Genomic DNA, 24,976 nt, shown 5'->3' with positions numbered 1-24,976 from the left:
CGCCATGCTCTGGGCTTGCATTCTGCTCCCCCAGCTTGCGCTGGATACCGTGCTGCGTGAGCGTGACGACCTTGATACCCCCTTGGTACTCATTGGCGGGCCGACTCAGCGACGTGTGTTGCAGTCGGTCAACATGGCCGCCGCTGCACTGGGCCTGCGAGCCGGGCAAACCCTGACTGCAGCGCGTGCCCTGGCGGATGGCTTCACCTGCGTCGAAGTCGACCCAAAACGCATCGACCAGGTGCAGCAACTGCTGGCAGCCTGGGCTTACCGCTTCAGTGCCCAGGTCAGCCTGCATTACCCTCGGGCGCTGTTGCTGGAAGTAGGCTCCAGCCTGCAACTGTTCGGCCCCTGGCCTTTGTTCGAGGCGCGCCTGCGCCAGGAGTTGGCAGAACTGGGCCTGCGCCAACGCATCGTTCTGGCTAGCAACCCGGTGGCGGCTCGCATGCTTGCCAATGGGCACGATGGCTTGGCCGTGAGCGATGCCGAGGCCACCCGTGCAGCGCTGTTGAGCATGCCCATCACACGTGTCGGCTTGCCGGCAGAAGCCGCCGAAGCTTTTGCCCGCATGGGCCTGCGCCAGCTGGGCCAGGTAGTGGCCTTGCCGCGCGACACGTTGGCCAGACGCTTTTCTGCCCAGGTGCAGTTGCACCTCGACCAGCTGCTAGGCCTGCGCAACCTGGGGCTGGACTTCTATCGGCCACCGGACCGCTTTGAAACCCGTCTCGAACTGAACTTCGACGTCGAATCGCACCAGGCGCTGTTGTTCCCACTGCGGCGCATGCTCAACGACCTTGCTGCCTTTCTGGCCGGGCGCGACTGCGGGGTGCAGCGCTTTTGCCTGTATCTGGAGCATGCCGAGGGGCCAGACACGGTGCTCAAGGTTGGCCTGCTGGCGGCCGAACGCGATGCGTCGATGTTGTTCGAATTGGCCCGTGGCCGCCTGGAGCCGCTACGCATACCCGCACCGGTGCGCAACCTGCGGCTGGTGGCCGAAGACTTGCCACCGTTCGTGCCACAGCATCAGGCGTTGTTCGACCCTCGGGCGCAACAGGCGCAACCCTGGGAGCAATTGCGTGAGCGGCTGCGCGCGCGCCTGGGGGATGAGGCCGTCAAGGGGCTAAGCGCGGCAGCCGATCACCGCCCCGAATGCGCCTGGCAACTGGCAGAGCAGGGCGCTCAAGGCCACATGCCGGTTGCCCCAGGCAGTCGCCCAGGCTGGCTGCTGCCGGCACCGATGGCGCTGGATGGCGCCGGCTATCAGGTGCAGGGTTACGCTGAACGCATCGAATCCGGTTGGTGGGATGGCGGCGATGTGCGACGCGATTACTACCATATCGAAACCCGTGACGGCCTGCGCGGCTGGGCCTACCGCGACTTGAGCCAGGCCGGCCCACTGTGGTTGCAGGGCTGGTTCGCATGAGCACGCCGGGTTATGCCGAGCTGCATTGCCTGTCCAACTTCAGCTTCCAGCGCGGTGCGTCGAGTGCCGATGAGCTGTTCCGGCGCGCGCGCGAACAAGGCTACCAGGCCTTGGCGATTACTGACGAATGCACGTTGGCCGGTATCGTGCGCGCCTGGCAGGCCGCCAAGGCGCATCAGCTGCGGCTCATCGTCGGCAGCGAGGTGCAGTTGCACGACGGGCCCAAGCTGGTGCTGTTGGTCGAGAACCTGACCGGCTACCAGAACCTGTGCGCACTGATCACCCGTGCCCGGCGGCGGACAGAGAAGGGTGAGTACCAGTTGTTTCGTGACGACCTGCAGCAGCACCATCAAGGCCTGCTGGCCTTGTGGGTGGCCGACGACAGTGTTGATAAAGCCACCGGTGAATGGCTGTGCAGTGTATTCGCCGAGCGTCTGTGGCTGGCCGTGCACCTGCACCGGGGCTGTGACGATGCCATGCGCCTGCAGCGTCTGCAGGCACTGGCGGCTGATGTGGGCGTGCGCGCCGTGGCCTGTGGCGACGTACATATGCATGTGCGAGGCCGCCGTGCCTTGCAGGACTGCATGACTGCCATCCGCCAGCATTGCCAGGTAAACGAGGCCGGGCGCTTTCTGTTTGCCAACGGCGAGCGGCACCTGCGCAGCCAAGCGCAACTGGGGAACTGTACCCGGCCAACTTGCTGGCAGAGACCTTGACCATTGCCCAGCGCTGTCAATTCGACCTCAGCGAATTGAAATACCAGTACCCGTGCGAACTGGTGCCCGAGGGCCACACCCCGGCCAGCTGGTTGCGTGATCTGTGCGAGCAGGGCTTGCCGTTGCGCTGGCCAAACGGGCCAAGTGAAAAGGTGCGCGATGTGCTGGCCAAGGAACTGGCGTTGATCGAAGAGCTTGGTTACGAAAGCTATTTCTTGACCGTGCACGACATTGTCGCTTTCGCCCGCAGCCAGCGCATTCTGTGCCAGGGCCGTGGCTCGGCAGCCAACTCGGTAGTGTGTTTCGTGCTGGGCATCACCGAACTCGACCCTATGGAGCATCACCTGCTGTTCGAGCGATTTCTGTCTCGCGAACGCAACGAGCCGCCCGATATCGATGTGGATTTCGAGCATGACCGACGCGAAGAAGTGATCCAGTACGTGTTCCGCCGCTATGGCCGGCACCGTGCAGCACTGACGGCGGTGGTCAACACCTATCATGCCGCCGGAGCTGTGCGGGATGTGGCGAGGGTGCTGGGGCTGCCTGCCGACCAGGTGGATGCATTGGCCAAGTGCTGTGGCCGCTGGAGCGACCGTATACCCGATGAGCAGCGCCTGGCCGAGGCCGGTTTTGAGGCCGGCAGCCCTTCGCTGCGGCGGGTGCTGGTACTTGCTGGTGAACTGATCGGCTTCCCCGGCACCTGTCGCAACACCCAGGTGGCTTCGTCATCTCCCAGCAACCGCTCGACCAGTTGGTGCCAGTGGAGAATGCGGCCATGGCGCAGCGTACGGTGATCCAGTGGGACAAGGACGACCTGGACATGGTCGGCTTGCTCAAGGTCGACGTGCTGGCGCTGGGCATGCTCAGTGCCTTGCGCCGTTGCTTCGACCTGCTGCAGCGCCACCGTGGCCGGCAGCTGACCCTGGCGACCATCCCCAGCGAAGACCCAGCCACCTACGCCATGATCAGCCGCGCCGAGACCATGGGTGTGTTCCAGATCGAGTCACGCGCGCAAATGGCCATGTTGCCCAGGCTGCGGCCCACCACGTTCTACGATCTGGTCATCGAAGTGGCCATCGTCCGCCCCGGTCCGATCCAGGGCGACATGGTTCATCCGTACCTGCGCCGGCGCCTGAAACAGGAGCCGGTGACGTACCCGTCCGCGCAACTCAAGGCAGTCTTCGAACGTACGTTGGGTGTACCGCTATTCCAGGAGCAGGTGATGGAACTGGCCATGGTCGCAGCCGACTATACGCCGGGCGAGGCTGACCAGTTGCGCCGCAGCATGGCGGCCTGGAAGCGCCATGGGGGCCTGGAACCGCACCGCGAGCGGCTGGTACAGGGCATGCTGCGCAACGGTTACGAGCTGGCGTTTGCCCAGCGCATCTTCGAGCAAATCAAGGGCTTTGGCAGCTATGGCTTCCCTGAATCGCATGCGGCCAGTTTTGCCCTGCTGTGCTACGCCAGCAGTTGGTTGAAGTGCCATGAGCCGGCGATCTTCACGTGTGCGTTGGTCAACAGCTGGCCGATGGGCTTCTACAGCCCTGACCAGTTGCTGCAGGAGGCTCGCCGCCAGGGTATCGAGGTGCGGCCCGTAGACGTTTGCCACAGTGAATGGGACTGTACCCTCGAGCCTGATGAGCATGGCACGTTGGCCATTCGCATGGGCTTGCGCCTTGTGCGTGGCCTGGCCGAAGCCGATGCCAGGCGTTTGCAGCAGGCAAGGGCGCAACGGCCATGGCGCGACGTCGAAGACCTGTGCCTGCGTGCCGGGCTCGACTCACGGGCCCGAGCCCGCCTGGCCGATGCCGGAGCGCTGCGGGCCTTGGCCAGCGATCGGCATCAGGCACGCTGGCAGGTGGCAGCGGTGCAGCCGCAGCTGCCGTTGTTCGCCGACGTGCAAGCCTTGCCGGAAGTGGCGGTGGCTTTGCCTGCACCTACCGTGGACGAGGACCTGGTAGCCGATTATCAAACCCTCGGTACTACGCTTGGCCCGCATCCACTGGCCCTGCTGCGCTCACGCCTGAGGGCGCTGGGGTGTCGTAGCTCGAGTGAGCTGCAAGGTGTCGAGCATGGCGACACCATTGCCGTGGCCGGGCTGGTAGTAGGCCGCCAACGGCCCCAGACCGCGAGTGGAGTGACCTTCGTTACCCTGGAGGATGAGCACGGGATGGTCAACGTGGTGGTGTGGCGGGATATTGCCGAACGGCAGCGGCGAGCCTTGGTGGGGTCTCAGCTGCTCAAGGTCAGTGGGCGGCTGGAGCAGGAGAATGGTGTGCGGCACTTGATTGCACGGCGGCTGGAGGATGTGAGCCCGCTGTTGCAAGGGCTGGATGTGCGTAGCCGGGATTTTCATTAACCGTACGCTAATTGTATGAGCGGCCCAAGGCCGCTCATACAATTAGCAGTGCTACCACTCAGACCATCGCTAACCGCTGCTTGCGCGTGGGTGCCGGGAACGCCCGATCAATCGCTCGCAGGTCTTCGCGGGTCAAGGTCAGCGCACCCGCAGCCGCATTCAGCCGCACATGCTCGGGCGTCACCGCCTTGGGGATGGCAACCACCCCGTCATCACGGGTCACCCAGGCCAGGCTAACCTGGGCCGGTGTGGCGCCATGGCGCTCGGCGATTTCTGCCAGTACCGGGTGTTGCAACAAGCGCCCGCCTTGGGCCAGCGGGCAGTAGGCCATGGTCGGTAATGCACGCTTTTCGCACCACGGCAGCAAGTCGAATTCGATGCCACGTTGGGCCGGGTTGTACAGCACCTGGTTGGTGGCACAGTCAGGGTTGTGCAGTTCGCGCAGGTCATCGACGTCGAAGTTGGACACGCCCCAGCGCTTGATCTTGCCTTGCTCGCGCAAGCGTTCGAAGGCTTCGACGGTTTCCTCCAGCGGGTGCTGGCCTCGCCAGTGCAACAGGTAAAGATCGATGCAGTCGGTGCCCAAGCGCGTGAGGCTACGTTCGCAGGCGGCCGACATGTTGCGGCGGCCGGCATTGTGCGGGTAGACCTTGCTGACCAGAAACACCTGCTCGCGGCGCCCGGCAATGGCCTGGCCAACGACTTCTTCCGCCCCCCCTTCGGCATACATCTCGGCGGTGTCGATCAGGTTCAGGCCCAGCTCGATACCCTGTTGCAGGGCCGCCACTTCGTCAGCCTTGCGCGCAGGGTCTTCCCCATGTACCAAGTGCCCTGGCCGATGGCCGGGACCTGCGTACCTGCCAGTTTCACATAACGCATGTCACCTCCGGGATGCGGGTATTGGAAAGCAGAACTTCAAGCAGCGCTTGCGCTGCGGTGGAAAGCTGGTGCTCGCTGAGCGCAATCACGCCAATGCGCCGCTCGACGACAGGCTCGACCAAGGTCACGCAACGGGCGCCCAGCTCCTGCATCTGGTTGATGCACAGCGCCGGCACTGCACTGACCCCCAGGCCGCTGGCGACCATGCGGCCAATGGTTGTCAGCTGGTGGCTCTCGAAGGCCACTGCCAGCTTGCCGTGTTGGGCCGCCACATTCTGCTCCATCAGCAGGCGCACCGCCGAAGGGCGTTGCAGGGCCACGAAATCTTCGGCCATCAGCTGTGCCCAGCTGACCTGGGGCAGCAGTGCCAAGGGTGAGTCGGCGGGCAGCACTGCAACGAAGCGGTCCATGTACAGCGGGTGAAAGTCCAGCCCATCGATGTTATCCGGCTCGAAGCCGATGCCCAGTTCGACGCGGCGATGGCGAACCAGTTCCTGTACCTGTTCGTTGATCACGTCATGCACGGTGACGTTGACCTTGGGGTAGCGTTGGCGAAACACCTTGAGCGAATGGGGCAGCAAATTGCCGGCGAAGGCCGGCATGGCCGCCACCGACACGCGGCCCAGTTGCAGGGTGAAGCGCTGGCGCAGCATCTCCTCGGTGTCGTCCCAGTCGGCCAGCAGGCGCCGTGCCAGTGGCAGTAGCACTTCGCCTTCGGCGGTCAGGCTGACGCTGCGCGTGGTGCGGCTGAGCAGGGCGCCGCCAAGGTTTTCTTCCAGGGCCTTGATGGTCAGGCTCAAGGCCGGTTGCGAAACATGCAGGTGTTCACCGGCCTGGGCGAAGCTCTGGTACTTGGCCACGGCGACAAAGGCGCGCAGTTGCTTGACGTTCATGTCGGGCCTATTGTTTGTTTTGTAAAAGTTATCAATCGATGACGAAAACAAAATTAACAAATCAGTCGCTTGCGGTGAAGATGTCTGCACACGCTCACCGACAGCCTCGTCGGTTCAACAACTACAAAAGGCGGATCAGCATGGCCGGACTGGACAAGCGCGTTGCAACCTATGAACAGGCCCTCGAAGGCCTGACCGACAACATGACGGTACTGGCCGGTGGCTTTGGCCTGTGCGGCATCCCGGAAAACCTTATCAGCGAAATCAAGCGGCGTGGCGTCAAGGGCCTGACGGTGGTCTCCAACAACTGCGGCGTCGACGGCTTCGGCCTGGGTGTGCTGCTGGAAGACCGGCAGATCCGCAAGATGATCGCCTCCTACGTGGGCGAAAACGCCGAGTTCGAGCGCCAGCTGCTCAGCGGCGAACTGGAAGTGGAACTGACCCCGCAGGGCACCCTCGCCGAAAAAATGCGCGCAGGAGGGGCCGGCATCCCGGCGTTCTACACTGCCACCGGCTACGGCACACCGGTAGCCGACGGCAAGGAAGTGCGCGAGTTCAAGGGCCGCAAGTACATCCTCGAAGAATCCATCACCGGTGACTTCGCCATCGTCAAGGGCTGGAAGGCCGACCACTACGGTAACGTGGTGTACCGCAACACCGCGCAAAACTTCAACCCGCTGGCGGCCACCGCCGGCAAGATCACCGTGGTCGAAGTGGAAGAAATCGTCGAGCCGGGCGTGCTGCTGCCCAGCGAAATCCACACCCCGGGCATCTACGTGGACCGTGTCATCGTCGGCACCTTCGAAAAGCGTATCGAAAAGCGCACCGTCAAGGCCTGAGCGCCATCACCAGAACAACAAAGAGATCCTGACCATGGCACTGACCCGCGAACAGATGGCACAACGCGTCGCCCGTGAACTGAAGGACGGCTACTACGTCAACCTGGGCATCGGCATTCCGACCCTGGTGGCCAACTATGTACCGGCCGATATGGATGTGATGCTGCAGTCGGAAAACGGCCTGCTCGGCATGGGCGAATTCCCGACCGAAAGCACTATCGATGCCGACATGATCAATGCCGGCAAGCAAACCGTCACCGCCCGCCGCGGTGCCTCGATCTTCGATTCGGCACAATCGTTCGCCATGATCCGTGGTGGCCACGTCGACCTGACCGTGCTGGGTGCTTTCGAGGTGGACGTGCAGGGCAACATCGCCTCGTGGATGATCCCGGGCAAGCTGGTCAAGGGCATGGGTGGCGCCATGGACCTGGTGGCTGGCGCCGACAACATCATCGTCACCATGACCCACGCCTCCAAGGATGGCGAGTCCAAGCTTTTGCCCCAGTGCAGCTTACCGCTGACCGGTGCCGGTTGCATCCGCAAGGTGCTCACCGACCTGGCCTACCTGGAAATCGAAGACGGCGCGTTCATCCTGCGCGAGACTGCGCCGGGGGTGAGCGTCGAGGAAATCATCGAGAAAACCGCCGGCAAGCTGATCGTGCCGGATGATGTGAAGGAAATGACCTTCTAAGGCATTACACGATCCTACCCTGTGGGAGCGGGCGTGCCCGCGAATGCTGCGGTGAATTTACCGATGCATTCGCGGGCATGGCTGTTCCCACAGGGTTTTGTGTTTTCTGGCAACACGTGTCACCTCATAAAACCAATAAAAGGAATTCAACTGTGGCCGCTGAAATTCAAGACAGCCGTTCCGCGCGCTTTGCCTTGCGCTGCTCCAACTGGGCCGAACGCTGGTTCCCCGATTCCTGGGTGTTCGCCGCCTTGGCGGTGCTGCTGGTGTGCATTGGCGCACTGGCCATGGGGGCCAAGCCGACCGACACCGCCAAAGCGTTTGGCGACGGTTTCTGGAGCTTGATCCCGTTCACCATGCAGATGGCCTTCGTGGTCATTGGTGGCTATGTGGTTGCCAGTTCGCCGCCCGCCGCGCGTCTGATCGATCGCCTGGCGCGCATCCCCGGCAACGGTCGCTCGGCCGTGTGCTGGGTAGCGCTGATATCGATGCTGGCCTCCTTGCTCAACTGGGGCCTGTCGCTGGTGTTCGGTGGTTTGCTGGTACGCGCCCTGGCGCGGCGCACCGACCTGAAAATGGACTACCGCGCCGCCGGTGCGGCTGCCTACCTGGGCTTGGGCGCGGTGTGGGCGCTGGGCCTGTCATCGTCGGCGGCGCAGCTACAAGCCAACCCGGCCAGCCTGCCACCCTCGATCCTGTCGATTACTGGGGTGATCCCGTTCACCGAAACCATTTTCCTCTGGCAGTCCGGCGTGATGTTGGCGGCGCTGGTGGTGGTCTCGCTGGTGATCGCCTACGCCACCGCCCCGGGCCCGAACAGTGCACGCAGCGCTGAAGACTGTGGTGTCGACCCCACCTTCACGGCGCCGCCCGCACCGCAACGTACCCGCCCAGGTGAGTGGCTGGAGCACAGCCCCATCCTGATTCTGCTGCTGGTGGCCCTGGCCGCTGGCTGGCTGTACCAGGAGTTCGCCACCAAGCCGGCGATTACCGCTATCTCCGGGCTGAACACCTACAACCTGTTGTTCATCATGCTCGGTGCCTTGCTGCACTGGCGCCCGCGCAGTTTCCTTGACGCGGTGGCGCGTGCCGTGCCGACCACCACGGGGGTGCTGATCCAGTTCCCGCTGTACGGTTCGATCGCCGCCATCCTCACCCAGGTGAAGGGTGTCGACGAACAGACCCTGGCCCACCATATTTCGTTGTTCTTCACCCAGATTGCCACCCATGACACCTATGCCGTGCTGATGGGGGTGTATTCGGCGGTGCTGGGCTTCTTCATCCCCTCGGGCGGTGGCAAGTGGATCATCGAGGCCCCCTACGTGATGCTGGTGGCGAATGACCTGCAGTACCACCTGGGCTGGGCGGTGCAGATCTCACACGCCGCCGAAGCTTTGCCGAACCTGATCAACCCGTTCTACATGCTGCCGCTGCTGGGCGTACTGGGGCTCAAGGCGCGCGACCTGATCGGCTTCTCGTTCGTGCAGTTGCTGGTGCATGTGCCGTTGGTGCTGGTGTTGCTGTGGGCACTGGGTACGACGTTGCAGTACGTACCGCCAGTGATGCCTTGATTGAAGGCCATCCCTGCAGGCTTGGCGTCAGCTTTCAGACGCGTATCATGGCTGCCTCAGCCTGGGAAACACGCGTTACATGTCTATTCGATTGAAACTGCTGCGTAAGAAACTGGGGATGACCCTGGAAATGCTCGCCGAAAAGACCGGCATGACCAAAAGCTACCTGTCCAAGGTCGAGCGCGGCCTCAACACGCCCTCGATCGCGGCGGCGCTGAAACTGGCACGGGCGCTGAACGTCAATGTCGAAGAGCTGTTCGCCGAAGAACAGGCTGGGCAGAGCCGCTACAGCCTGGTGCGCCATGGCCAGCGCCAGGCGTTGGTAGGCGATGGGCAAGGGCCGGGATACGCGGCCCTCACCAGCCAGGTCGGCCAACGCAGCCTGCTGCCGTTCCTGATTCAGCCACCCTCCGAATTCAGTGACCCCACGTTCAAGGAACACCAGGGCGAGGAGTTCCTGTTCGTGCATGCTGGCCAGGTGGAAGTGGACTTCATGAACGAACGGGTGCTGCTGGAACAGGGCGATGCCCTTCATTTCAACGCCCAGACGCCGCACCGGCTACGCTCGGTAGGTGTCACGCCGGCGCAGTTGCTGGTCGTGGTTCACCACGCAGACGAGTGAAACCTCTGGGGGCAGGGCATGCCCCCTATGCGTTCTCAGCCGTGAAACGCAGCCTCCGCCCTGATAGCGCGCCCTTGCATAAATTGCATGTCGATATTTTGACGAAAGCCCCCATCGCCCATTGAATTTTATTATGGTGTCGGATCATTGACGTAATGTCATTGTGCCCATAAGCTCAAGTCAACAAAGAAACAACTCCCGCCACACCGCGCTAATAACTATTTGATTTTTCCTGTTTTCTGGAGGGGTGTATGCGCACGACTCTGATTATCAAATCGATGTTTTTGCTGGTAATGCTGAGTGGCGCTGCGCGCGCGGCAGATTCGTATATAAATCAGAACAGTATCATTCCTGTTTCAACTGCCGGCTGGTTCTTTGCCTTTGCCGTCATCGGCTTTGTAGCCGTTGCCAACCGCAGAAAGATCTGAACCGCATGCCTGGCATGTGAAGGGATGCATGCCGCAAGCGCAAGACCTGGCTTGTGAATTCTTCAACCGTTGCTATATTCCCAGTAGCCTGTATAGGCCCATGTCTGCAGGGTGTTGCAGCCCACGTCTACAGCGTCAAGGTAAGGGCCTCCAGGAAGGTCGAGGCCATCGCGGCAGCGGTACGTCGCGAAGCGGAGCGAGAGTTGGTGTGTTGTTCTCATTCAGTGCTCTTTGTCGGGCCATTTGGCCGGAGGGACCCTCATGGTGCGTTCAATGTTTGCCGCGTTCTGCCTGCTGACGGTGTGGTCTGGCGCCGGTAACGCCGACCAGAGCAGTGCTGCCTATCTGCTCAGCCCCGGCGATGTGGTGATGGTTTCGGTGTGGCAGGAAGACAGCCTGCGTCAAGAAGCCACCGTTCTTCCCGATGGCAGTATCACCTTCCCCCTGGCCGGGCGCATCAATGTCGCCGGCCTGGATGTGACGGCAGTCGAAAAACAGGTGGCTGCCAAACTCGAAAAGTTCCTTCCCGACCCTAACGTCAGCGTTGTCGTCAAGAGCATCGCCGGCAACATGGTCTACGTACAAGGCAAAGTGATCAAGCCTGGGCCGGTGCAAATGGCAGGCCCTACGGCGGTGCTTCAAGCTTTGAGCATGTCGGGTGGCCTGGACAAGTTTGCTGACGAAAGCGAAATCAAGGTGGTCCGTGGCGCAGGCGCTTCCCAAAAGATCCTGCCCGTGCGATATAAGGACCTGGTGTCTGGGCGGGACATGTCCACCAACATCCAACTTCAGGCTGGCGATACGCTGGTCGTTCCTTGATCTTGCCTTTTAATAAGAACATTTAATGCCTCTTCTTAGAACAACTAGCATTGCAACGGCAATCTTGGCCTTGCCGTTTACGGACGCGGTCCTGGCGGCAAATTGGCAGTCTACGGTGGCGGTACCGACATCCGTCGAATATGACAGCAACCCTTTGTTGCTGACCTCGGGGGAGAAGGGCATAACGCGCACGATCATTGCGCCTGATTACACCCTGATCGGTACGTTCGACCGTGACGAATTGAGGTTGGGGCTGGGCATGCATGTGTTGCGCTCGTCCGACACGGATATAGTCGATGACCGTGAAGATCCCGATATCAGCCTGGGCTGGCAGCGCACCACCGAGCGTGGGCGGTTCGGCCTGGTGGCGCGCTACAACGAAAGCTCGACGCTGTCGGGGACAGTGCTGGACACCGGGGTGATCACCACCGACGGTACGCAAAAGCTCTACACCCTGACGGGCAACTGGAGCCAGGCGGTAACTGAACGCAGCACCTTGAGCAACGAAACCACTTACAACCGTGCCCGTTATGACATCAGTACGCTGACGGGCTACGAGGAGCTGGCGAACGTATTTACCTGGACTTACGCCTGGAGCGAGCGGGCCGATGTGTACACCCGCTTTGGCGCACGACGCTATGAGCCTGAGCAGGACCTTACCGCGACCGCCTCCAACAGCTACACCCCTGCAGTCGGCGTCAAGTACCAGCTTGCCGAAGGTTTGAGCGCCGATGCCCACATTGGCGTCAACCAGGTGTCTGGTGACGACGGCGGCCGGCGTGGGGAGGGTGGGGTTGCGTTGCTGTACACCGGCCCGCGTGCCGATGCCAGCTTTACCGCCGAACGCAGCACGGTGGCCAGCGCCGAAGGCGGTTTCGCCGAGCTGGACCAGGTACGTGGTGTATGGAGCTACGCGGTGGCCGAACTGACTCGGGTGGGCGCCGACGCGGCCTGGCAAGACAGCAAAGGGCAGTCGCCCAACACGCTGCAGACTTACAGCGTATGGGCCAGCCGCCAGTTTTCGCCTTACTGGGACCTGCGCCTGTCACTGATGTACAAGGAACGGCAACAGGACCATGTACCGGATGCGACCGCAACGATCGTTGGTTTGACGTTGACGTACAGGTACCCCGACATCTGAACCGCAGGCAGGTGGCCCCATGAAGTCTGACTACGAGCTCTCCCTCAGAGATTACATCGCCATTATCAAGGACAGAGCCCTGGTGCTAGGGGTGAGTGCCGCAGTCATTCTTGTCGCGACCGTCGCCGTCGCCTTGATGGTGCCGCCGATCTACCAATCGACCGGCACCATTCTGGTGGAGTCGCAGCAGATTTCGCCCGAGCTGGTGTCGACCAACAACACCAGCTTTGCCGATGAGCGCATCGAGGTGATCCGCCAGCGGGTGATGACCCGTGAAAACCTGCTGCGCATCATCGGCAAGTACGACCTGTTCGCCGACAAACGCCTCAGTGAAAGCGACAAGATCGACCAGATGCGCAACGCCATCGTGGTCGAAACCCTCACCACCTTTGTCCGTGGCCGTGGTGAAGCGACCGTGGCGTTCAATGTGTCGTTCGAGCACAAGCAAGCGCAAGTGGCCAAGGAAGTCGCCGACGAGTTGGTGACGCTGTTCCTCAACGAAAACCTCAAGCAGCGCACCGAGCGGGCCAACGAAACCACCGAGTTTCTTACCCAGGAAGCCAACAAACTGGGCGCCGAACTGGCCAGCCTGGAAAACCAGCTGGCCGATTTCAAGCAGGCTCATGCCAATGCGTTGCCCGAGCACCAGACCCTGCGCATGAACATGCTGTCGCGTTCGGAGCTGGAGTTCCGCGAAGTCGACCGTGACTACAAGGCTGCCCAGGAAGAGCTGCGCTACCTGGAGCTGGAACTGTCCGCGGCCAATGCCGGCCTGGCGACCAAAACGACTGAGGGCACCAGGCCAGCCTCTGCCGACCAACCCCAGGACCTGCCAAGCCTGAAGGCCGAGTATGCCCGGCTGCTGACCCGCTACAAGGACGCCCACCCGGATGTGGTGGCGATCAAACGCAAGATCCAGGCGCTCGAAGCCAGTGGCGATCGTACGGCGGCAGCGTCCACGGTCAGCCTCGACGTGGCCCGTGTGCGCGCCAAGATGAGCGCTGCCCAGGAGCGGATTGCCTCACTGTCCGAGCAGAAGCGTGAGCTGACCAAGAAGATGGAAGGCTATGAAGCCGAGATCCTCGAAGCACCGCAGGTCGAGCGCGGGTTGGTGACCTTGATGCGTGACCACGACAACGCACGTAAAAAGTATGAAGAAATCCGCGCCAAGGAAATGGGCGCGAAGATTACCGAAAGCCTCGAGCAGGAAAACAAGGCCGAACGCTTCGTGCTACTGGAGCCCCCTCTGCTGCCTGAGAAGCCGATCAAGCCAAACCGCAAGAAAATCGCGGCGCTTGGCCTGGTGCTGGCACCTGCTGGCGGCGGTGCGCTGGTGATGCTGATGGAAATGCTCAATCAGCGCGTGCGCGGTGTTGGCGCCCTGGAAAACCTGCTGGGTAAACGGGTTTTGGTTGCGGTGCCCTATATCGATACCAGGGCCGACGTGGCCAGGCGCAAGCGCTGGCGCAACCGGCTGATCCTGGCGGCACTGGCGTTGGCGGCTATCATGGTAGTGTTGGTGCACATGTTCTACATGCCACTGGATGTGCTGTTGTTCAAAGTCATGTCTCGGTTTGTATAGGGAAAGCAGTGATGGACAGGACCAAGCCGGCTGTTGGCAATAATCTTCATCAGGTTACCCCAGGCACACCCCAGGCACTGTCTCCCGCCCCCGGTACGGCGCTGGCAGAAGTGCCGGGGCAGTTCGACTACGTGAATACCAAGGTGGTGCCCCTGCGTGCGGACCACCTGGAGCGCCACCGCATCGTGGCGTACAACAAGAACTCCAACATGAACGGGCCGATCGACCTGCTGCGCACGCAGGTGCTCAGGGCCATGGAGGAAAACGGCTGGCGCACGCTGGCGATCACCTCGCCAACGCCTGAAGCGGGCAAGACGGTGCTGGCGATCAACCTGGCCATGAGTATTGCCCACCACACCACCAAGACGGCGTTGCTGGTGGACTTCGACCTGCGCCGGCCCAAGGTTGGCAGCACCCTGGGCCTGCCCATGGAGCAGGCGTTGAACGAGTTCCTGACGGACAAGGCCGAGTTGCAGGAATGCCTGGTCAACCCGACCTTGCCGCGCTTTGTGGTGCTGCCAACGCGGGTGCCAGTCCCGCTGTCCACCGAGATGCTGTCGTCGCCCAAGGTGAACAACCTGATCAGCGATTTGCGCAACCGCTACGAGTCGCGTATTTGCATTTTCGATTTGCCACCACTGCTCAGCTCGGACGATGCGATCACCGTGATACCCAAGTTCGATTGTGTGTTGCTGGTGGTGGCCAACGGGATGACAACAAAAAGGAAATCGAGGATTGCCTGCATCACCTGGCCACGGTGAACCTGATTGGGACGGTGTTGAACAAGGCGGACGAGCAACCGCGGACCTATTACTGATTGTCGGGCTGCTTTGCAGCCCATCGCGACACAAGGCCGCTCCCACAGGTGCAGCGCAAAAATCGACCATTTGCGCTGCACCTGTGGGAGCGGCCTTGTGTCGCGATGGGGCGCAAAGCGCCCCCAGATCCTCAGCCCTGCTGCACAGTCCAGGGATACTGCAACTCCCACTGCCAGGCATGCCGCACAATCTGCTCCAGCGAGGCAAACTCTGGCCGCCAGCCCAATACCTGTATCGCCTTGCTCGCATCAGCCACCAGCCGTGGCGGGTCGCCAGCGCGGCGCGGCGCATCGAGGGCATTGATCTGCCGCCCGGTCACCGTCCGCGCCGTATCGATCACCTGCTGCACCGAAAAGCCCAAGCCGTTGCCCAGGTTGAACGCGGTACGCTCGCCACCTGCCAGCAAATAGTCCACTGCCAACGCATGGGCCGCCGCCAGGTCTGCAACATGCACGTAGTCACGTATGCAGGTGCCATCCGGCGTATCGTAGTCGCGGCCAAACACGGTCACCGCCTCCCGCCGGCCAGATGCCGCCTGCAGGATCAATGGAATCAGGTGGGTTTCCGGGTCGTGACGTTCCCCCAGTTGCCCTTCGGGGTCAGCGCCTGCGGCATTGAAATAGCGCAGGCAAACCGACTTCAAGCCATAGGCACGGTCGAAGTCCTCAAGAATCTGCTCGACCATCCATTTACTCAGCCCATATGGGTTGATCGGCCCCTTGGTGTGCGCTTCATCGATCGGCACGTACTGTGGGTTGCCATAAACGGCGGCACTCGAAGAAAACACCAGGTGCTTGATGCCGGCATTCACCATGGCCTGCAGCAGGGCAAGGGTGGCTGCGACGTTGTTCTGGTAGTACTTGCCGGGCGCGCTGACCGACTCGCCCACTTGAATGAACGAGGCAAAATGGAACACCGCATCGAAGCGACAGACGCCAAACAGCACATCCAGTGCGGCCTCGTCGGCAATGTCGAGCTTGGCCCACTGGATGCCCGGGCCAGGCCAGACCAGGTCTGCCACCACCACTTCGTGGCCCACAGCAAGCAGGTGCTTGACCATGTGCGAGCCAATGTAACCCGCGCCACCCACCACCAGAAATTTCATCCCTACCTCCTGGAAACTGCTGTTTACAGACGCAGCGAACCCTCCCTGAAACGTGCAGGTGGGATGATCAGCGACAGATGACCTGAGCGTAGATGGCCATATGCTCTATTTCAAGAACAGCCAGTTGGACATGTAGTGACCGTCGAAGGTAAGGGTGTATTGCCCATCCTTGTACGCCGCCGGCAGTGGCTTCAGTTGTGCCTGCGCATCGCGGGCGAACAGTTTCAGGCCAGCGGGCGCTTTGAGGGTCAGGCTGCCTTCAAGGGGTTCGACATTGAAGGGTGTCTTGTCATCGGCCTTGGGCATGGCACGGGTGCCCAGAGAAAGCAGCAGCTCACGCGACTGGCCCAAGGGTTTACCGTCCAGGCTCTGCACCACGACGCTGGCATAAGGTGTTTTCGAATTAACCTCAATGGCCCCCAGGCTGATCGAGCGGCCGCCCAGCCAGCCGGTGGCGGCCTGGGTCAACGGCGTGTCGATGGTGTAGAGGCCTTGTTGCCAGTTGCGTTTGAGCTCGCCAGTGTCGGTTACCGACTCGGTGGCATCGGCGGGCAGCAGCGATTGCCCTGGGTCCTGCAGTACCTGTGCGCCTGCCGGGATAGCCGCAGGCTTCAGCCAAGGCAGTTCCGGTGTTTGTGGCAGCGCGATCTGCAACTGGCCCTTTTCCATGGCCGTGCGCAACAGCACTGAATTGCGTGGAGTGATTTCCTGATCGTAGAGGGTGGCAGGTGTTGGTGCGAACACGTAGCGAGTGGTGGCTGGCTTGACGTCCGCACGGCGGTAGAGCAGGGCGGCGGCGGGTAGCGTGGCGATCATCGCCGGGTCGTTGTAGGCGTGCCAGTTGTCCGCGGTGCGCCAGCCGGGGTTGAACCCCTGTTGGCTGTAGGCGTATTGCATCATCGCGTCCCAGCCCTGATGGCTGGCGGTACCGGCCACGTATAGCGGCAGTGAGTGACGGTCGGGCAGCGGGAAGGGTTCAGCGTTCCACTCGGTGACAGTAAGTGGTTTGCCGACCACTTGGGCGGCGCCTATCCAGTCGATCATGCCGTCGCTGGTCAGTGGGTTCTTCTCCAGCTGGCCATTGGCACCGTAGCTATGGGCATCGATGACATCCCCTGCGGTAAGCGCCGGCAACGCGCTCAAACCGTTGCCGCCCCAGGTGCTGGTGGTCGCGATCGGTACTTTTACACCGAGGCCGCGCAAGTGGGCGATCATGTCGGCATTGAAGCGCTGCTCCAGGTCATTGAGAAACAGCTTGGACGGGCCATGCTCCCAGGCACGCCAGGTGAGGTCGGCGGGCAGGTCATGTTGCCTGGCGAAGGCCTTGGCGGCCGACATGTAGCGTTCGCTGTGGCGTGGTACATCCTTGTCTGGCAACAGGGCGTTGCCGTAGTGCTGGGTGAGGTCGTTCTCGTTGGTGATCAGCACGGCGGCGATGGCCGGGTCGTCCTTGTACGCCAGCCCAGTGTACTCGTTCACATGGGTCATGTACTGCTCGGCAAAGCGCTTCATCGCTTTCTGGATACTGTCGTTCACGTAGGCGTAACCCTTCAGGTCAACGCGACCTTCCTTCTCGGGCAACTCCTTGAAGTCTTCAATGTTGTCGTTGGCGGTAAATGCACGCTGCACATGCATGTCCAACCAGATGTAGATGCCTTCGTCCTTGAGCGCTTTGATCCACAGGTCTAGTTTGCGTAACGATTCGGCGCTGAGCTGCTGGGTATCGCGCACCAGGGTGCCGTCGCCGAACACGTTGGGGCTGACCCAGGGCGAGTCGTGGTGATGCAGGCGCACCAGGTTGAAACCCAGGGCCGACAGGCGCTTGGCCTGTTGGCGGATTTCTTCGTCCGGGCTTTTGAACAGCGAGTAGGCAGACAAGTTGGTGCCCCAGAAGCGCACCGGGGTGTTGTCGGCGAACATCAACTGGTCACCGACCGCCTTGACGAAGCCGCGCTTGCCGGCGGGCTTTTCTGCGGCGTTGAGGAATGCCAGGTCCACCGGTGAGGTGCGCCAATCCAGTTGGTCATCGGGCCAGCTGGCAGGGTCGGCCAGCCCGAAGCGCTCGTTGGGGGTGGGGCCCAGGTCGATGTCGCCGGTCACGTTGAGCACGGCCTTGAGCTGTTGGCGGCCGGCGGCGATCGGGTCCTTGTAGAGGAATGCACGCAGCTCGGACGGGTTGCCGCGCTCGAAGTAGACCTTGGCCAGTGGCGGGTCGAAGCGCATCTCGATGCGCCGGCCCTGGTCGGCCTTGCCCCACGTCCAGCCGCGGTTGTCGGGCAGCAGCTGCGGGGCGCCCATGTCGCCGGCGATTTGCGCCGGGTCGAACTGGAACACCATGCCGCCTCCCATTACACCGCGCTGCTGGCTGTGGGCGTCGAGGTCGAAGGCCCAGCTCAGGGTTTGCGCCTGTTCCTTGCGGATATCTGCCTGCAGGTCGAAGTCCAGTTCCTTGTTCTTGCCCTTCAGCGTGTAGTGGTAGGGGCCATTGACCTTGAAGTCGGTATAAAAGCCAGTCCAGCTCCAGTTGGCGGCCCAGAAATCGAACTTGGCCTTCATCACCGGGCCGCCACCGCGTGTCACGGTAGGCAGGCCATTCTGCTCATCGACACTGACCTGCCAGTCTGAGCCCCAGCCGGCCAACGGTAACAGGGCCAGGCCGGCAAGGGCCGAAAGGCGCACGAAATGACGCAAGGTAAGCACGTTCATGAAATTACCTGGGTAGTAGGCCGGGTTCGGCCAGTTCCATGGCCTGGCTGTTGTGCAGCCGGCGCACCATCTGGATGTAGGCCACGCCCAGCCCGGCGACTGACCAGTACACCACCGGGATGAAGGTGATGCTGCTGACGGTGAAGATGATCACCAGAATGCCGATCAGCGTCGCCAGCAACACCCGGCCGAGCTGTCTTCGCTCGTCATCCTTGTCGGGGAAGCTGAGCATGGCTCTGCGGATGCCCCTCAGCACCACGGCAAAGAACGCCACGAACAGGCCGAGCCCGACCAGCCCGACCCTCAGTGCCAGGTTGATGTAGGTGTTGACGATGTCGATGATGCCTTCGCCCTGGATCATCGACTGCATTTCCGGGGTGTTGCGGAAGTCGAACGAGCCGAACAGCGGGTTGCGCTGGATGACGATCCAGGAGTTGTCCATCAGTCGCTCGCGGTAGGTGATGTTCTCTTTTTCGATGTTGCCGATGTACGGCAGCAGGTCCAGCACCTTGTCACCGCCAGGCACGACGGTCAGCAGCGGCAACGCCAGCATGCCGGCCGCGCCTAGCAGCGCCAGACGCTTGACGGCGCCTTTGCCCAAGGCAATGAACACCACCACGATGACCACTACGCCGATCCACGGGCCACGCGATAACGGCGCGAACAGCCCGGCGGCCAGTAGCAGGGCGCCCATGGCCCTGTGCAGCGGGCGCTGCACATAACCCTGGACGAACAAGAACAACCCAATCGCCACGCTCATCACATAACCCAGGGCAATCGCCTGGCCGGTGGTGACGCTGGCCCGCAGCGCGCCGCCGCGGCTCAGGTAACCGGACATGCTCCATGGCACGCCCATGGCGTCGACCAGGGCGCTGTACAGCAGCCAGTGGCGCACATATTCAGCCACGGCAATCAGCGCCATGACGAAGGCGGTGAGCACGAAGGCCAGCAAGGTGTCCTTGAAGTCGCTGATCTGGCGCAGGCCACGGCTGGCCACGTAGTACGGCAGGAACACATCGACATACAGGTACAGCGCCTGGCGCAGGGTGTCGGTGGGCGTGGTTTCGCGCAAATACAGCACGCTCATCAGCACCAGGCCGGCCGCCAGCAGCTTGTCGGCCCAGGTGCGGCCAAAGCGCAGCGTGTCAGGTTGGCGGCGTAGTTGCAGCGCGGCCGGCAATAGCACACACAGGGTCAGCAGGCGGATGTGGTTGAGGTCGACCAGGTAATTGACCACGCCAAACCCCGGCACCTGCACCGACGCTGGCGGGATCAGGAACAGCAGCATGTAGAACAGCGCCATGGGGTTGTGCTCGCGGCGCCCGGCAAGCAGCAAAATGACCGCGCCCGCCCCCAGGTACAGCCAGAAGCTGTGAGAGGCAAAGGCCAGCACGGTCAGCAGGAACCACAGATTGCGCCGGCGCTTGTAGTCGCCAAGCGGAATCAGGTCGGTGGCAGGCCGCCGCGCCAGCAGGAAGACCACGCTCGCCAAAAACAGGATGACGATCAACGCACGAAAATGTTCAGGCATCGGCTATGTACACCTTTCCTTCGGTGGGCAACGGCTAGCATCGTGGCTAATTGAAACTATAGTGACTTTTAGCCAATCAGTCAGAGAATGAAGTCATGCCGTCGATTGATGCGTCAGCCACTGCGAGCCTGCGCAAGCGGGCCCTGAACGCCGGGTCGTGGAACCTGGTCTCGCAGGTGGCTTCTCAGGTGATGCGCCTGGGCGGCAATCTGATCATGGCCCGCTTGCTGCTGCCGGAAATGTTCGGGGTGATGGTCATTGCCACCACCGTTTCGGTACTTCTGCATCTGCTTTCCGATGTCGGCCTGCGGCAGAACATCATCCAGAGTCACCGCGGTGACGACCCGGATTTTCTCAACACCGCCTGGACCGTGCAGATCATTCGCGGTTTCCTGCTGTTCGCCCTGACCCTGCTGCTGGCACTGGGCGCCTGGTTGGCTCAACTGGCCGAGCTGTGGCCAGCGGACTCTACCTATGCCGCCCCGGTGCTGCCGATGGTACTGGCGATAACCGGGCTGTCGGCGGCCATCTGGGGGTTCCAGTCCACCAAGATAGATGTGGCTGTACGAACTTTCCAACAAAAGCGCGTGGTGCTGGTCGACCTGGCCTCGCAAGTAGCCGGCCTGGTGGTGATGCTGGTGCTGGGCTTGCTGACCCACTCGATCTGGGCACTGGTGGTCTCGGGCCTGGTGTCGGCGGTGGCCTGGACCGTGCTGGGCCATACCGCCCTGGAGGGGCCGAACAACCACCTGCGCTGGGACCGCACGGCGCTGACCGAACTGATCGTGTTTGGCCGCTGGATCCTGTTGTCGTCGATGGTCGGCGTGCTGGCCATGTACGGTGACCGCATCTGGTTTGGCGCCAGCATGTCGGCGGCGCAACTGGGGGTGTATTCGATTGCGGTGCTGATCCTTGGCGCGGTGCAGACAGCGCTGATGAAAATAGTGGGCGCCGTGGCGCTGCCGGCGTTCAGTGAAGCGGCCCGGGCCGACGACAAGGAACGCCTGAAAGCGCTGTATCACCGCTTCCGCCTGCTGGTCGACCTGCTGGTGCTGTTTATTTGCGGTGGTTTTCTGACCGCCAGCCCGCTACTGATCGGCTGGATGTACGATGATCGCTACCGTGAAGCTGGCCCGATGCTGGCAATTCTTTCGCTGTCGTTCATCGTTATGCGCTATACATTGGCTCATCAGGTGTGGATTGCCTTGGGCCTGACCAAGTATCAGGCCATGGACAACATCATTCGCCTGGTTTCGCTGTGGGGGCTGCTACCGCTGTTGCTGGCGATTGGTGGTGTGGAGTGGGCGATCTGGGGGTTGCCCTGCATGCCGTGCCAACGCTGGTGCTGGTTGTGTATGTGAACTGCAAACTGGATATGTTCAGCCTCAAACGTGAGCTGGTGGTGCTGCCGATGTTGCTGGTCGGGGCGCTCTGCGGGGCGTTGCTGACGGCCTTTTTCGACTGGCTGTAAAGCGGCGCGCTGGGTGTAACTTTCATGGGTACAGGTCACGGGATCATGGGGAAGCTCACTTTTTGTACTGCGCAATTGGGCCGTAGAGGCTTTCTCCAAAGTTGTGTCTTGCTCGGTGTGGGTGGCGCGGTGTTTGGCGCCTCGGCGGCCGTTGCTGGCAAGCCGCTCGAAAAGCCTGGGTTCGTGGTCATCAACGGTTGGGTATTGCCGTCCCGTTATTTCCGGAACGAGCCAGCATGATCAAGGACTATCAGCAGCAGAAGGCGCTGCGCGACAACTACGATTTCTGCATCATCGGTGCCGGGCCGGCGGGCATTACCCTGGGCTTACGCCTGGCCGCCGCTGGCTGGAACGTGATGCTCGCCGAAGGCGGTGGGCGCGAATATGCGCCGCATTCGCAAAGCCTGTACGCCTGCGCATCCACGGGCCTGGAGCTGTATCCCGAGGAAACTCGCCTGCGCTATCTGGGAGGCACGTCCAACCACTGGGCAGGGCGCTGTCGGCCGTTCACCCCTTCGGACTTTACCATCGCCCCTCCGGGTGATTTACCGGGTTGGCCTATTCCTTATTCGGAGATCGAAGGTTACCTGCCGGCAGCCATGGATATCGTCGACCTGCCTGCCGGCTCGGATTTTCGCGCCATGAACACCGGCCTGACGGGTGGTGACTTCGAGGCAGATCGGTTTCTGCTCAGCACGCCGACACGCTTTGCGCAAAAGTACGCCACGGCACTGGAGCAGACCAAAGGCCTGGACGTGTTCATCAACTGCAACTGCGTGGACCTTGAGTTCGACAAAGCTTCCGGCCACCTGGCGGCGGTGGTGTTGTCCGACTATGAACGCAATCGTCAGCGCCTGGTGGCCAGAAACTTCATTCTGGCCACGGGGGCCATCGAGAATGCCCGGCAGTTGCTTAACAGCGAGACGCTGGTGGCGGCCGGTGTGGTGAACAAGGAAGGGCTGGCCGGCGGGTGTTTCATGGAACACCTGAACATCGACCTGGGCACCTTCATCCTCAAGTCCGGGCAGGACCCGGAGCCCCGCCAGTACTACACCACCGATGCCTTCGTCGACGAGTACAAGGCCGGTAAAGGCAATGTCACCGCCGCTTTGCTGGCGGATGTGCAAACCTATGGCCGTACTGCCGAGGTCAAGCACTTTCTGGAGAACCTGGCCTGCGACATGGGGGTTGCCAGCAAGGTCGCCTTCGTCGCCAAGTTCAGCTGCCCTGGTGACGGCGTGATCAGCACGATGATCGAGCAGTTCCCCAACCTGCACAGCCGCATCTCGCTGCTGGAGGAAAAGGACGCACTGGGCGTAGCCAAGGTCAATGTCAACTGGGCGCTCAGCGCCGATGACCGGCATACCATCAAGTGCATTGGCAGCGAACTGGCCAAGCAGTTCGCCGACATGGACCTGGGCTTCGTCAAGCTGAACGACTTCGTTTATGACACCTCGATTCCGCTGAAAATGGCGCCCCATGCCCACCACATGGGCACCACGCGCATGGCCGCTTCGCCGCAGTTCGGTGTTGTCGATGCCAATTGCAAAGTGTTCGGCACCGAAAACCTGTATGTCGCCGGCAGCAGCATCTTCGCCAAGGGCGGCGCTTCCAACCCGACCATGCCGCTGTTGCAATTTGCAGTGCGGCTGGCCGACCACCTCGATAGCAAGATGAGAGCGGCCAGCGGCGCCGCTGCGTGATGCAGGTTGTACATGGGTTGAGTGCGCTGCGGTCAGCACCTAGAAGAACGAGACCGGAACGCCTCAGGACACTCCAGATTGTTCGAATCGCGAGGCCAGGCAGTATGAAGGGATGGATACGCAAGGCAGTGGCGCACTATGCCCATGCAACGGGGCGAGGGGGCAGGTTCTACAGGAGGTTCTGCAACCCTTCCGGGCTTGAGTGGGGCGCCTACCTCGCCAAGTGGGGTAATTTTCACTCGGTCGGCAGCAACTTCTTCGTCAACACAGGCTGCAAGTTTCTTGACCCTTCGCTGGTACGCATCGGTAACAGCGTGGGGTTGTCCGACTGCACGTTGATCGGTCATGACGGGGTGGTATTGCTGATCGAGCACCGCTTCGGCAAGCACCTCGATTCGGTTGGCTTCATCGATATCAAGGACAACTGCTTCATCGGCCATGGTGCGATCGTGATGCCCCGCGTGACCATCGGGCCAGAGTCCATCGTAGCCGCAGGGGCGGTGGTGACCAAGGATGTGCCGCCAGGCACCGTCTATGGTGGTAACCCGGCCGTGTTTATCTGCACGACCGAGCAGTTGATTCAACGGGTCGAGGCACGTTGCGAATCCTACCCGTGGATCGACCTGGTGAAGCAGCGCAAGGGAGCCTACGACCCGGAAGTTGAACCGTTGTTGATGGCGCAGAGGCGCCAGTATTTCTTCGGGGACAGCAAGAATGGGTAGCAAACCCGTGGACGTCATGGTGGTCAACTTCAATACTGCCGGGCTGCTGCAGCCGATGTTCGATGCGCTGCGCCGGGCCGATAGTGAACGGCTGGCCAGTTACCTGGTGGTGGACAATGCCTCGCGCGATGACTCGGTGCAGCGCATGGCCCAGGTGTGCCCCGAGGCACTGCTGCTGAGCAACAAGCAAAACGTGGGTTTTGGCCGGGCCAACAACCAGCTGCTGGCGCACCTCAAGGGCAAGTACGCCTTGCTGCTCAATACCGATGCCTTCGTTGCCGCCGACTCCCTGCAAAAAACCCTCGACTACATGGATGCTCACCCGGAATGCGGCGTGTTGGGGGTGCGTCTGGAGGGGCGCGATGGTGATTTGCAGCCCAGTTGCCGTTACTTCCCCACGCCGCTCAATGTGTTTGTCGGGCGTACCGGGCTGGGCCGCTTCTTCCCTGGCTTGAAGATGGTCGACGAAATGAACTGGGACCATGCTTCGGTGCGCGAGTGTGACTGGCTGCCTGGCTGCTTCTACCTGGTACGCCGCGAAGTGCTCGACACGGTGGGTTTGTTCGACCCACGCTACTTCCTTTATTACGAAGAGGTGGACCACTGCAAACGGGTGAAGGAGGCTGGCTGGAAGGTGGTGTTCTACCCGCATACCACGGTGGTGCACATCGGTGGCGAAAGCTCCAAGTCGGTGGCGGAACTGGAAGCGGCCAGCCGGCAGATCTCGTCCTACCAGATCGAAAGCGAGTTGCTGTACTTTCGCAAGCATCACGGGGTGGCGGGGCTTGCCCTGCACATGCTGTTGGTCACCCTGGGCGACCTGGTGCTGGCACTCAAGGCGCTGTTGAAGCGACGCGGCTGGGGCGCGATACAGGCCTGCTGGCGTCATTGCCGGGCAACCTGGTCACTGTTGTACAAGACCCGGTACGCCAGCCAACCGACAAGGTAGGTGGAGCC

The 24,976-nt window shown here is 61.8% G+C and carries 16 protein-coding genes and 4 pseudogenes; 15 read left to right on the top strand and 5 right to left on the bottom strand.

The window, feature by feature from the left end:
- Nucleotides 1-4 precede the first annotated feature (4 nt).
- Together AB5975_24545 and AB5975_24540 are read left to right on the top strand one after the other, a co-directional pair.
- On the top strand, nucleotides 5-1,423 hold the full coding sequence (locus AB5975_24545; protein XDR19639.1) for a DNA polymerase Y family protein: 1,419 nt from the start codon (nucleotides 5-7) through the stop codon (nucleotides 1,421-1,423).
- Nucleotides 1,420-4,498: pseudogene (locus tag AB5975_24540) on the top strand (error-prone DNA polymerase). The gene AB5975_24545 and the pseudogene AB5975_24540 overlap by 4 nt, the downstream one beginning before the upstream one ends.
- Nucleotides 4,499-4,556: 58 nt before the next feature.
- Here the strand turns inward: AB5975_24540 and AB5975_24535 are convergent.
- Both AB5975_24535 and AB5975_24530 read right to left on the bottom strand, forming a co-directional pair.
- A pseudogene (locus AB5975_24535) lies at nucleotides 4,557-5,377 on the bottom strand (aldo/keto reductase).
- Complete coding sequence (locus AB5975_24530; GenBank protein ID XDR19638.1) at nucleotides 5,365-6,270, bottom strand: LysR family transcriptional regulator; 906 nt, start codon at nucleotides 6,268-6,270, stop codon at nucleotides 5,365-5,367. The pseudogene AB5975_24535 and the gene AB5975_24530 overlap by 13 nt, the downstream one beginning before the upstream one ends.
- Nucleotides 6,271-6,410: 140 nt before the next feature.
- Here AB5975_24530 and AB5975_24525 point away from each other — a divergent pair, with 140 nt between their 5' ends.
- The 9 genes and pseudogenes from AB5975_24525 (at nucleotide 6,411) to AB5975_24485 (ending at nucleotide 14,780) form a co-directional block, all read left to right on the top strand.
- On the top strand, nucleotides 6,411-7,109 hold the full coding sequence (locus AB5975_24525) for a CoA transferase subunit A (protein XDR19637.1): 699 nt from the start codon (nucleotides 6,411-6,413) through the stop codon (nucleotides 7,107-7,109).
- A 34-nt stretch (nucleotides 7,110-7,143) separates the two neighbouring features.
- Entirely contained in the window at nucleotides 7,144-7,800 is a 657-nt protein-coding gene (locus tag AB5975_24520; GenBank protein XDR19636.1) for a CoA transferase subunit B, read from the top strand.
- Nucleotides 7,801-7,952: 152 nt separating this feature from the next.
- Nucleotides 7,953-9,371: a short-chain fatty acid transporter gene (locus AB5975_24515; GenBank protein XDR19635.1), complete on the top strand. Its 1,419-nt coding sequence runs from the start codon at nucleotides 7,953-7,955 to the stop codon at nucleotides 9,369-9,371.
- 79 nt (nucleotides 9,372-9,450) lie between these two features.
- Entirely contained in the window at nucleotides 9,451-9,993 is a 543-nt protein-coding gene (locus tag AB5975_24510) for a helix-turn-helix domain-containing protein (protein XDR19634.1), read from the top strand.
- Between the two features lie 251 nt (nucleotides 9,994-10,244).
- Nucleotides 10,245-10,421, top strand: coding sequence for an EPS-associated small membrane protein EppA (eppA, locus tag AB5975_24505; protein ID XDR19633.1), 177 nt, complete (start codon nucleotides 10,245-10,247; stop codon nucleotides 10,419-10,421).
- 261 nt (nucleotides 10,422-10,682) lie between these two features.
- Nucleotides 10,683-11,240, top strand: a complete 558-nt coding sequence (locus tag AB5975_24500) for a polysaccharide biosynthesis/export family protein (protein ID XDR19632.1) — start codon at nucleotides 10,683-10,685, stop codon at nucleotides 11,238-11,240.
- A gap of 25 nt (nucleotides 11,241-11,265) precedes the next feature.
- Nucleotides 11,266-12,381 carry a hypothetical protein gene (locus tag AB5975_24495; GenBank protein XDR19631.1) on the top strand — a complete coding sequence of 372 codons (1,116 nt, stop codon included), beginning with the start codon at nucleotides 11,266-11,268 and terminating at the stop codon, nucleotides 12,379-12,381.
- Nucleotides 12,382-12,400: 19 nt separating this feature from the next.
- Nucleotides 12,401-13,963, top strand: a complete 1,563-nt coding sequence (locus AB5975_24490; GenBank protein XDR19630.1) for a GumC family protein — start codon at nucleotides 12,401-12,403, stop codon at nucleotides 13,961-13,963.
- 11 nt (nucleotides 13,964-13,974) lie between these two features.
- A pseudogene (locus tag AB5975_24485) lies at nucleotides 13,975-14,780 on the top strand (CpsD/CapB family tyrosine-protein kinase).
- A 131-nt stretch (nucleotides 14,781-14,911) separates the two neighbouring features.
- On the opposite strand, the gene galE reads toward AB5975_24485, so the two are convergent.
- The 3 genes from galE to AB5975_24470 form a co-directional block, all read right to left on the bottom strand.
- Complete coding sequence (gene galE / locus AB5975_24480; GenBank protein XDR19629.1) at nucleotides 14,912-15,886, bottom strand: UDP-glucose 4-epimerase GalE; 975 nt, start codon at nucleotides 15,884-15,886, stop codon at nucleotides 14,912-14,914.
- A 105-nt stretch (nucleotides 15,887-15,991) separates the two neighbouring features.
- Nucleotides 15,992-18,592 (bottom strand): cellulase family glycosylhydrolase, encoded by a 2,601-nt coding sequence (locus AB5975_24475; protein XDR19628.1) that lies wholly within the window; start codon nucleotides 18,590-18,592, stop codon nucleotides 15,992-15,994.
- 4 nt (nucleotides 18,593-18,596) lie between these two features.
- Nucleotides 18,597-20,123 carry an O-antigen ligase family protein gene (locus tag AB5975_24470; GenBank protein ID XDR19627.1) on the bottom strand — a complete coding sequence of 509 codons (1,527 nt, stop codon included), beginning with the start codon at nucleotides 20,121-20,123 and terminating at the stop codon, nucleotides 18,597-18,599.
- Nucleotides 20,124-20,218: 95 nt separating this feature from the next.
- Between AB5975_24470 and AB5975_24465 the strand changes: the two are divergent.
- From AB5975_24465 to AB5975_24450, 4 genes and pseudogenes are all read left to right on the top strand, one after another.
- A pseudogene (locus AB5975_24465) lies at nucleotides 20,219-21,594 on the top strand (oligosaccharide flippase family protein).
- 236 nt (nucleotides 21,595-21,830) lie between these two features.
- Nucleotides 21,831-23,297, top strand: coding sequence for a GMC oxidoreductase (locus tag AB5975_24460; protein XDR19626.1), 1,467 nt, complete (start codon nucleotides 21,831-21,833; stop codon nucleotides 23,295-23,297).
- A 104-nt stretch (nucleotides 23,298-23,401) separates the two neighbouring features.
- A complete protein-coding gene (locus tag AB5975_24455; protein ID XDR19625.1) occupies nucleotides 23,402-24,019 on the top strand; it encodes an acyltransferase in 618 nt (205 codons plus the stop codon).
- On the top strand, nucleotides 24,012-24,968 hold the full coding sequence (locus AB5975_24450; protein XDR19624.1) for a glycosyltransferase family 2 protein: 957 nt from the start codon (nucleotides 24,012-24,014) through the stop codon (nucleotides 24,966-24,968). Before AB5975_24455 ends, AB5975_24450 begins: the two co-directional genes overlap by 8 nt.
- Nucleotides 24,969-24,976 lie beyond the last annotated feature (8 nt).

Origin of the sequence: Pseudomonas putida, from assembly GCA_041071465.1 — a bacterium.
Taxonomy (GTDB): domain Bacteria; phylum Pseudomonadota; class Gammaproteobacteria; order Pseudomonadales; family Pseudomonadaceae; genus Aquipseudomonas; species Aquipseudomonas putida_P.
The sequence above is the reverse complement of the archived record's forward strand: the minus strand, read 5'-3'. Positions and strand labels throughout refer to the sequence as shown.

Bases quoted from the DNA above. Each gene is read 5' to 3' on its own strand.
- AB5975_24545 (XDR19639.1), top strand. From the start codon at position 5: ATGCTCTGGGCTTGCATTCTGCTCCCCCAGCTTGCGCTGGATACCGTG.
- AB5975_24530 (XDR19638.1), bottom strand. From the start codon at position 6,270: ATGAACGTCAAGCAACTGCGCGCCTTTGTCGCCGTGGCCAAGTACCAG.
- AB5975_24525 (XDR19637.1), top strand. From the start codon at position 6,411: ATGGCCGGACTGGACAAGCGCGTTGCAACCTATGAACAGGCCCTCGAA.
- AB5975_24520 (XDR19636.1), top strand. From the start codon at position 7,144: ATGGCACTGACCCGCGAACAGATGGCACAACGCGTCGCCCGTGAACTG.
- AB5975_24510 (XDR19634.1), top strand. From the start codon at position 9,451: ATGTCTATTCGATTGAAACTGCTGCGTAAGAAACTGGGGATGACCCTG.
- eppA (XDR19633.1), top strand. From the start codon at position 10,245: ATGCGCACGACTCTGATTATCAAATCGATGTTTTTGCTGGTAATGCTG.
- AB5975_24500 (XDR19632.1), top strand. From the start codon at position 10,683: ATGGTGCGTTCAATGTTTGCCGCGTTCTGCCTGCTGACGGTGTGGTCT.
- AB5975_24495 (XDR19631.1), top strand. From the start codon at position 11,266: ATGCCTCTTCTTAGAACAACTAGCATTGCAACGGCAATCTTGGCCTTG.
- AB5975_24490 (XDR19630.1), top strand. From the start codon at position 12,401: ATGAAGTCTGACTACGAGCTCTCCCTCAGAGATTACATCGCCATTATC.
- galE (XDR19629.1), bottom strand. From the start codon at position 15,886: ATGAAATTTCTGGTGGTGGGTGGCGCGGGTTACATTGGCTCGCACATG.
- AB5975_24475 (XDR19628.1), bottom strand. From the start codon at position 18,592: ATGAACGTGCTTACCTTGCGTCATTTCGTGCGCCTTTCGGCCCTTGCC.
- AB5975_24470 (XDR19627.1), bottom strand. From the start codon at position 20,123: ATGCCTGAACATTTTCGTGCGTTGATCGTCATCCTGTTTTTGGCGAGC.
- AB5975_24460 (XDR19626.1), top strand. From the start codon at position 21,831: ATGATCAAGGACTATCAGCAGCAGAAGGCGCTGCGCGACAACTACGAT.
- AB5975_24455 (XDR19625.1), top strand. From the start codon at position 23,402: ATGAAGGGATGGATACGCAAGGCAGTGGCGCACTATGCCCATGCAACG.
- AB5975_24450 (XDR19624.1), top strand. From the start codon at position 24,012: ATGGGTAGCAAACCCGTGGACGTCATGGTGGTCAACTTCAATACTGCC.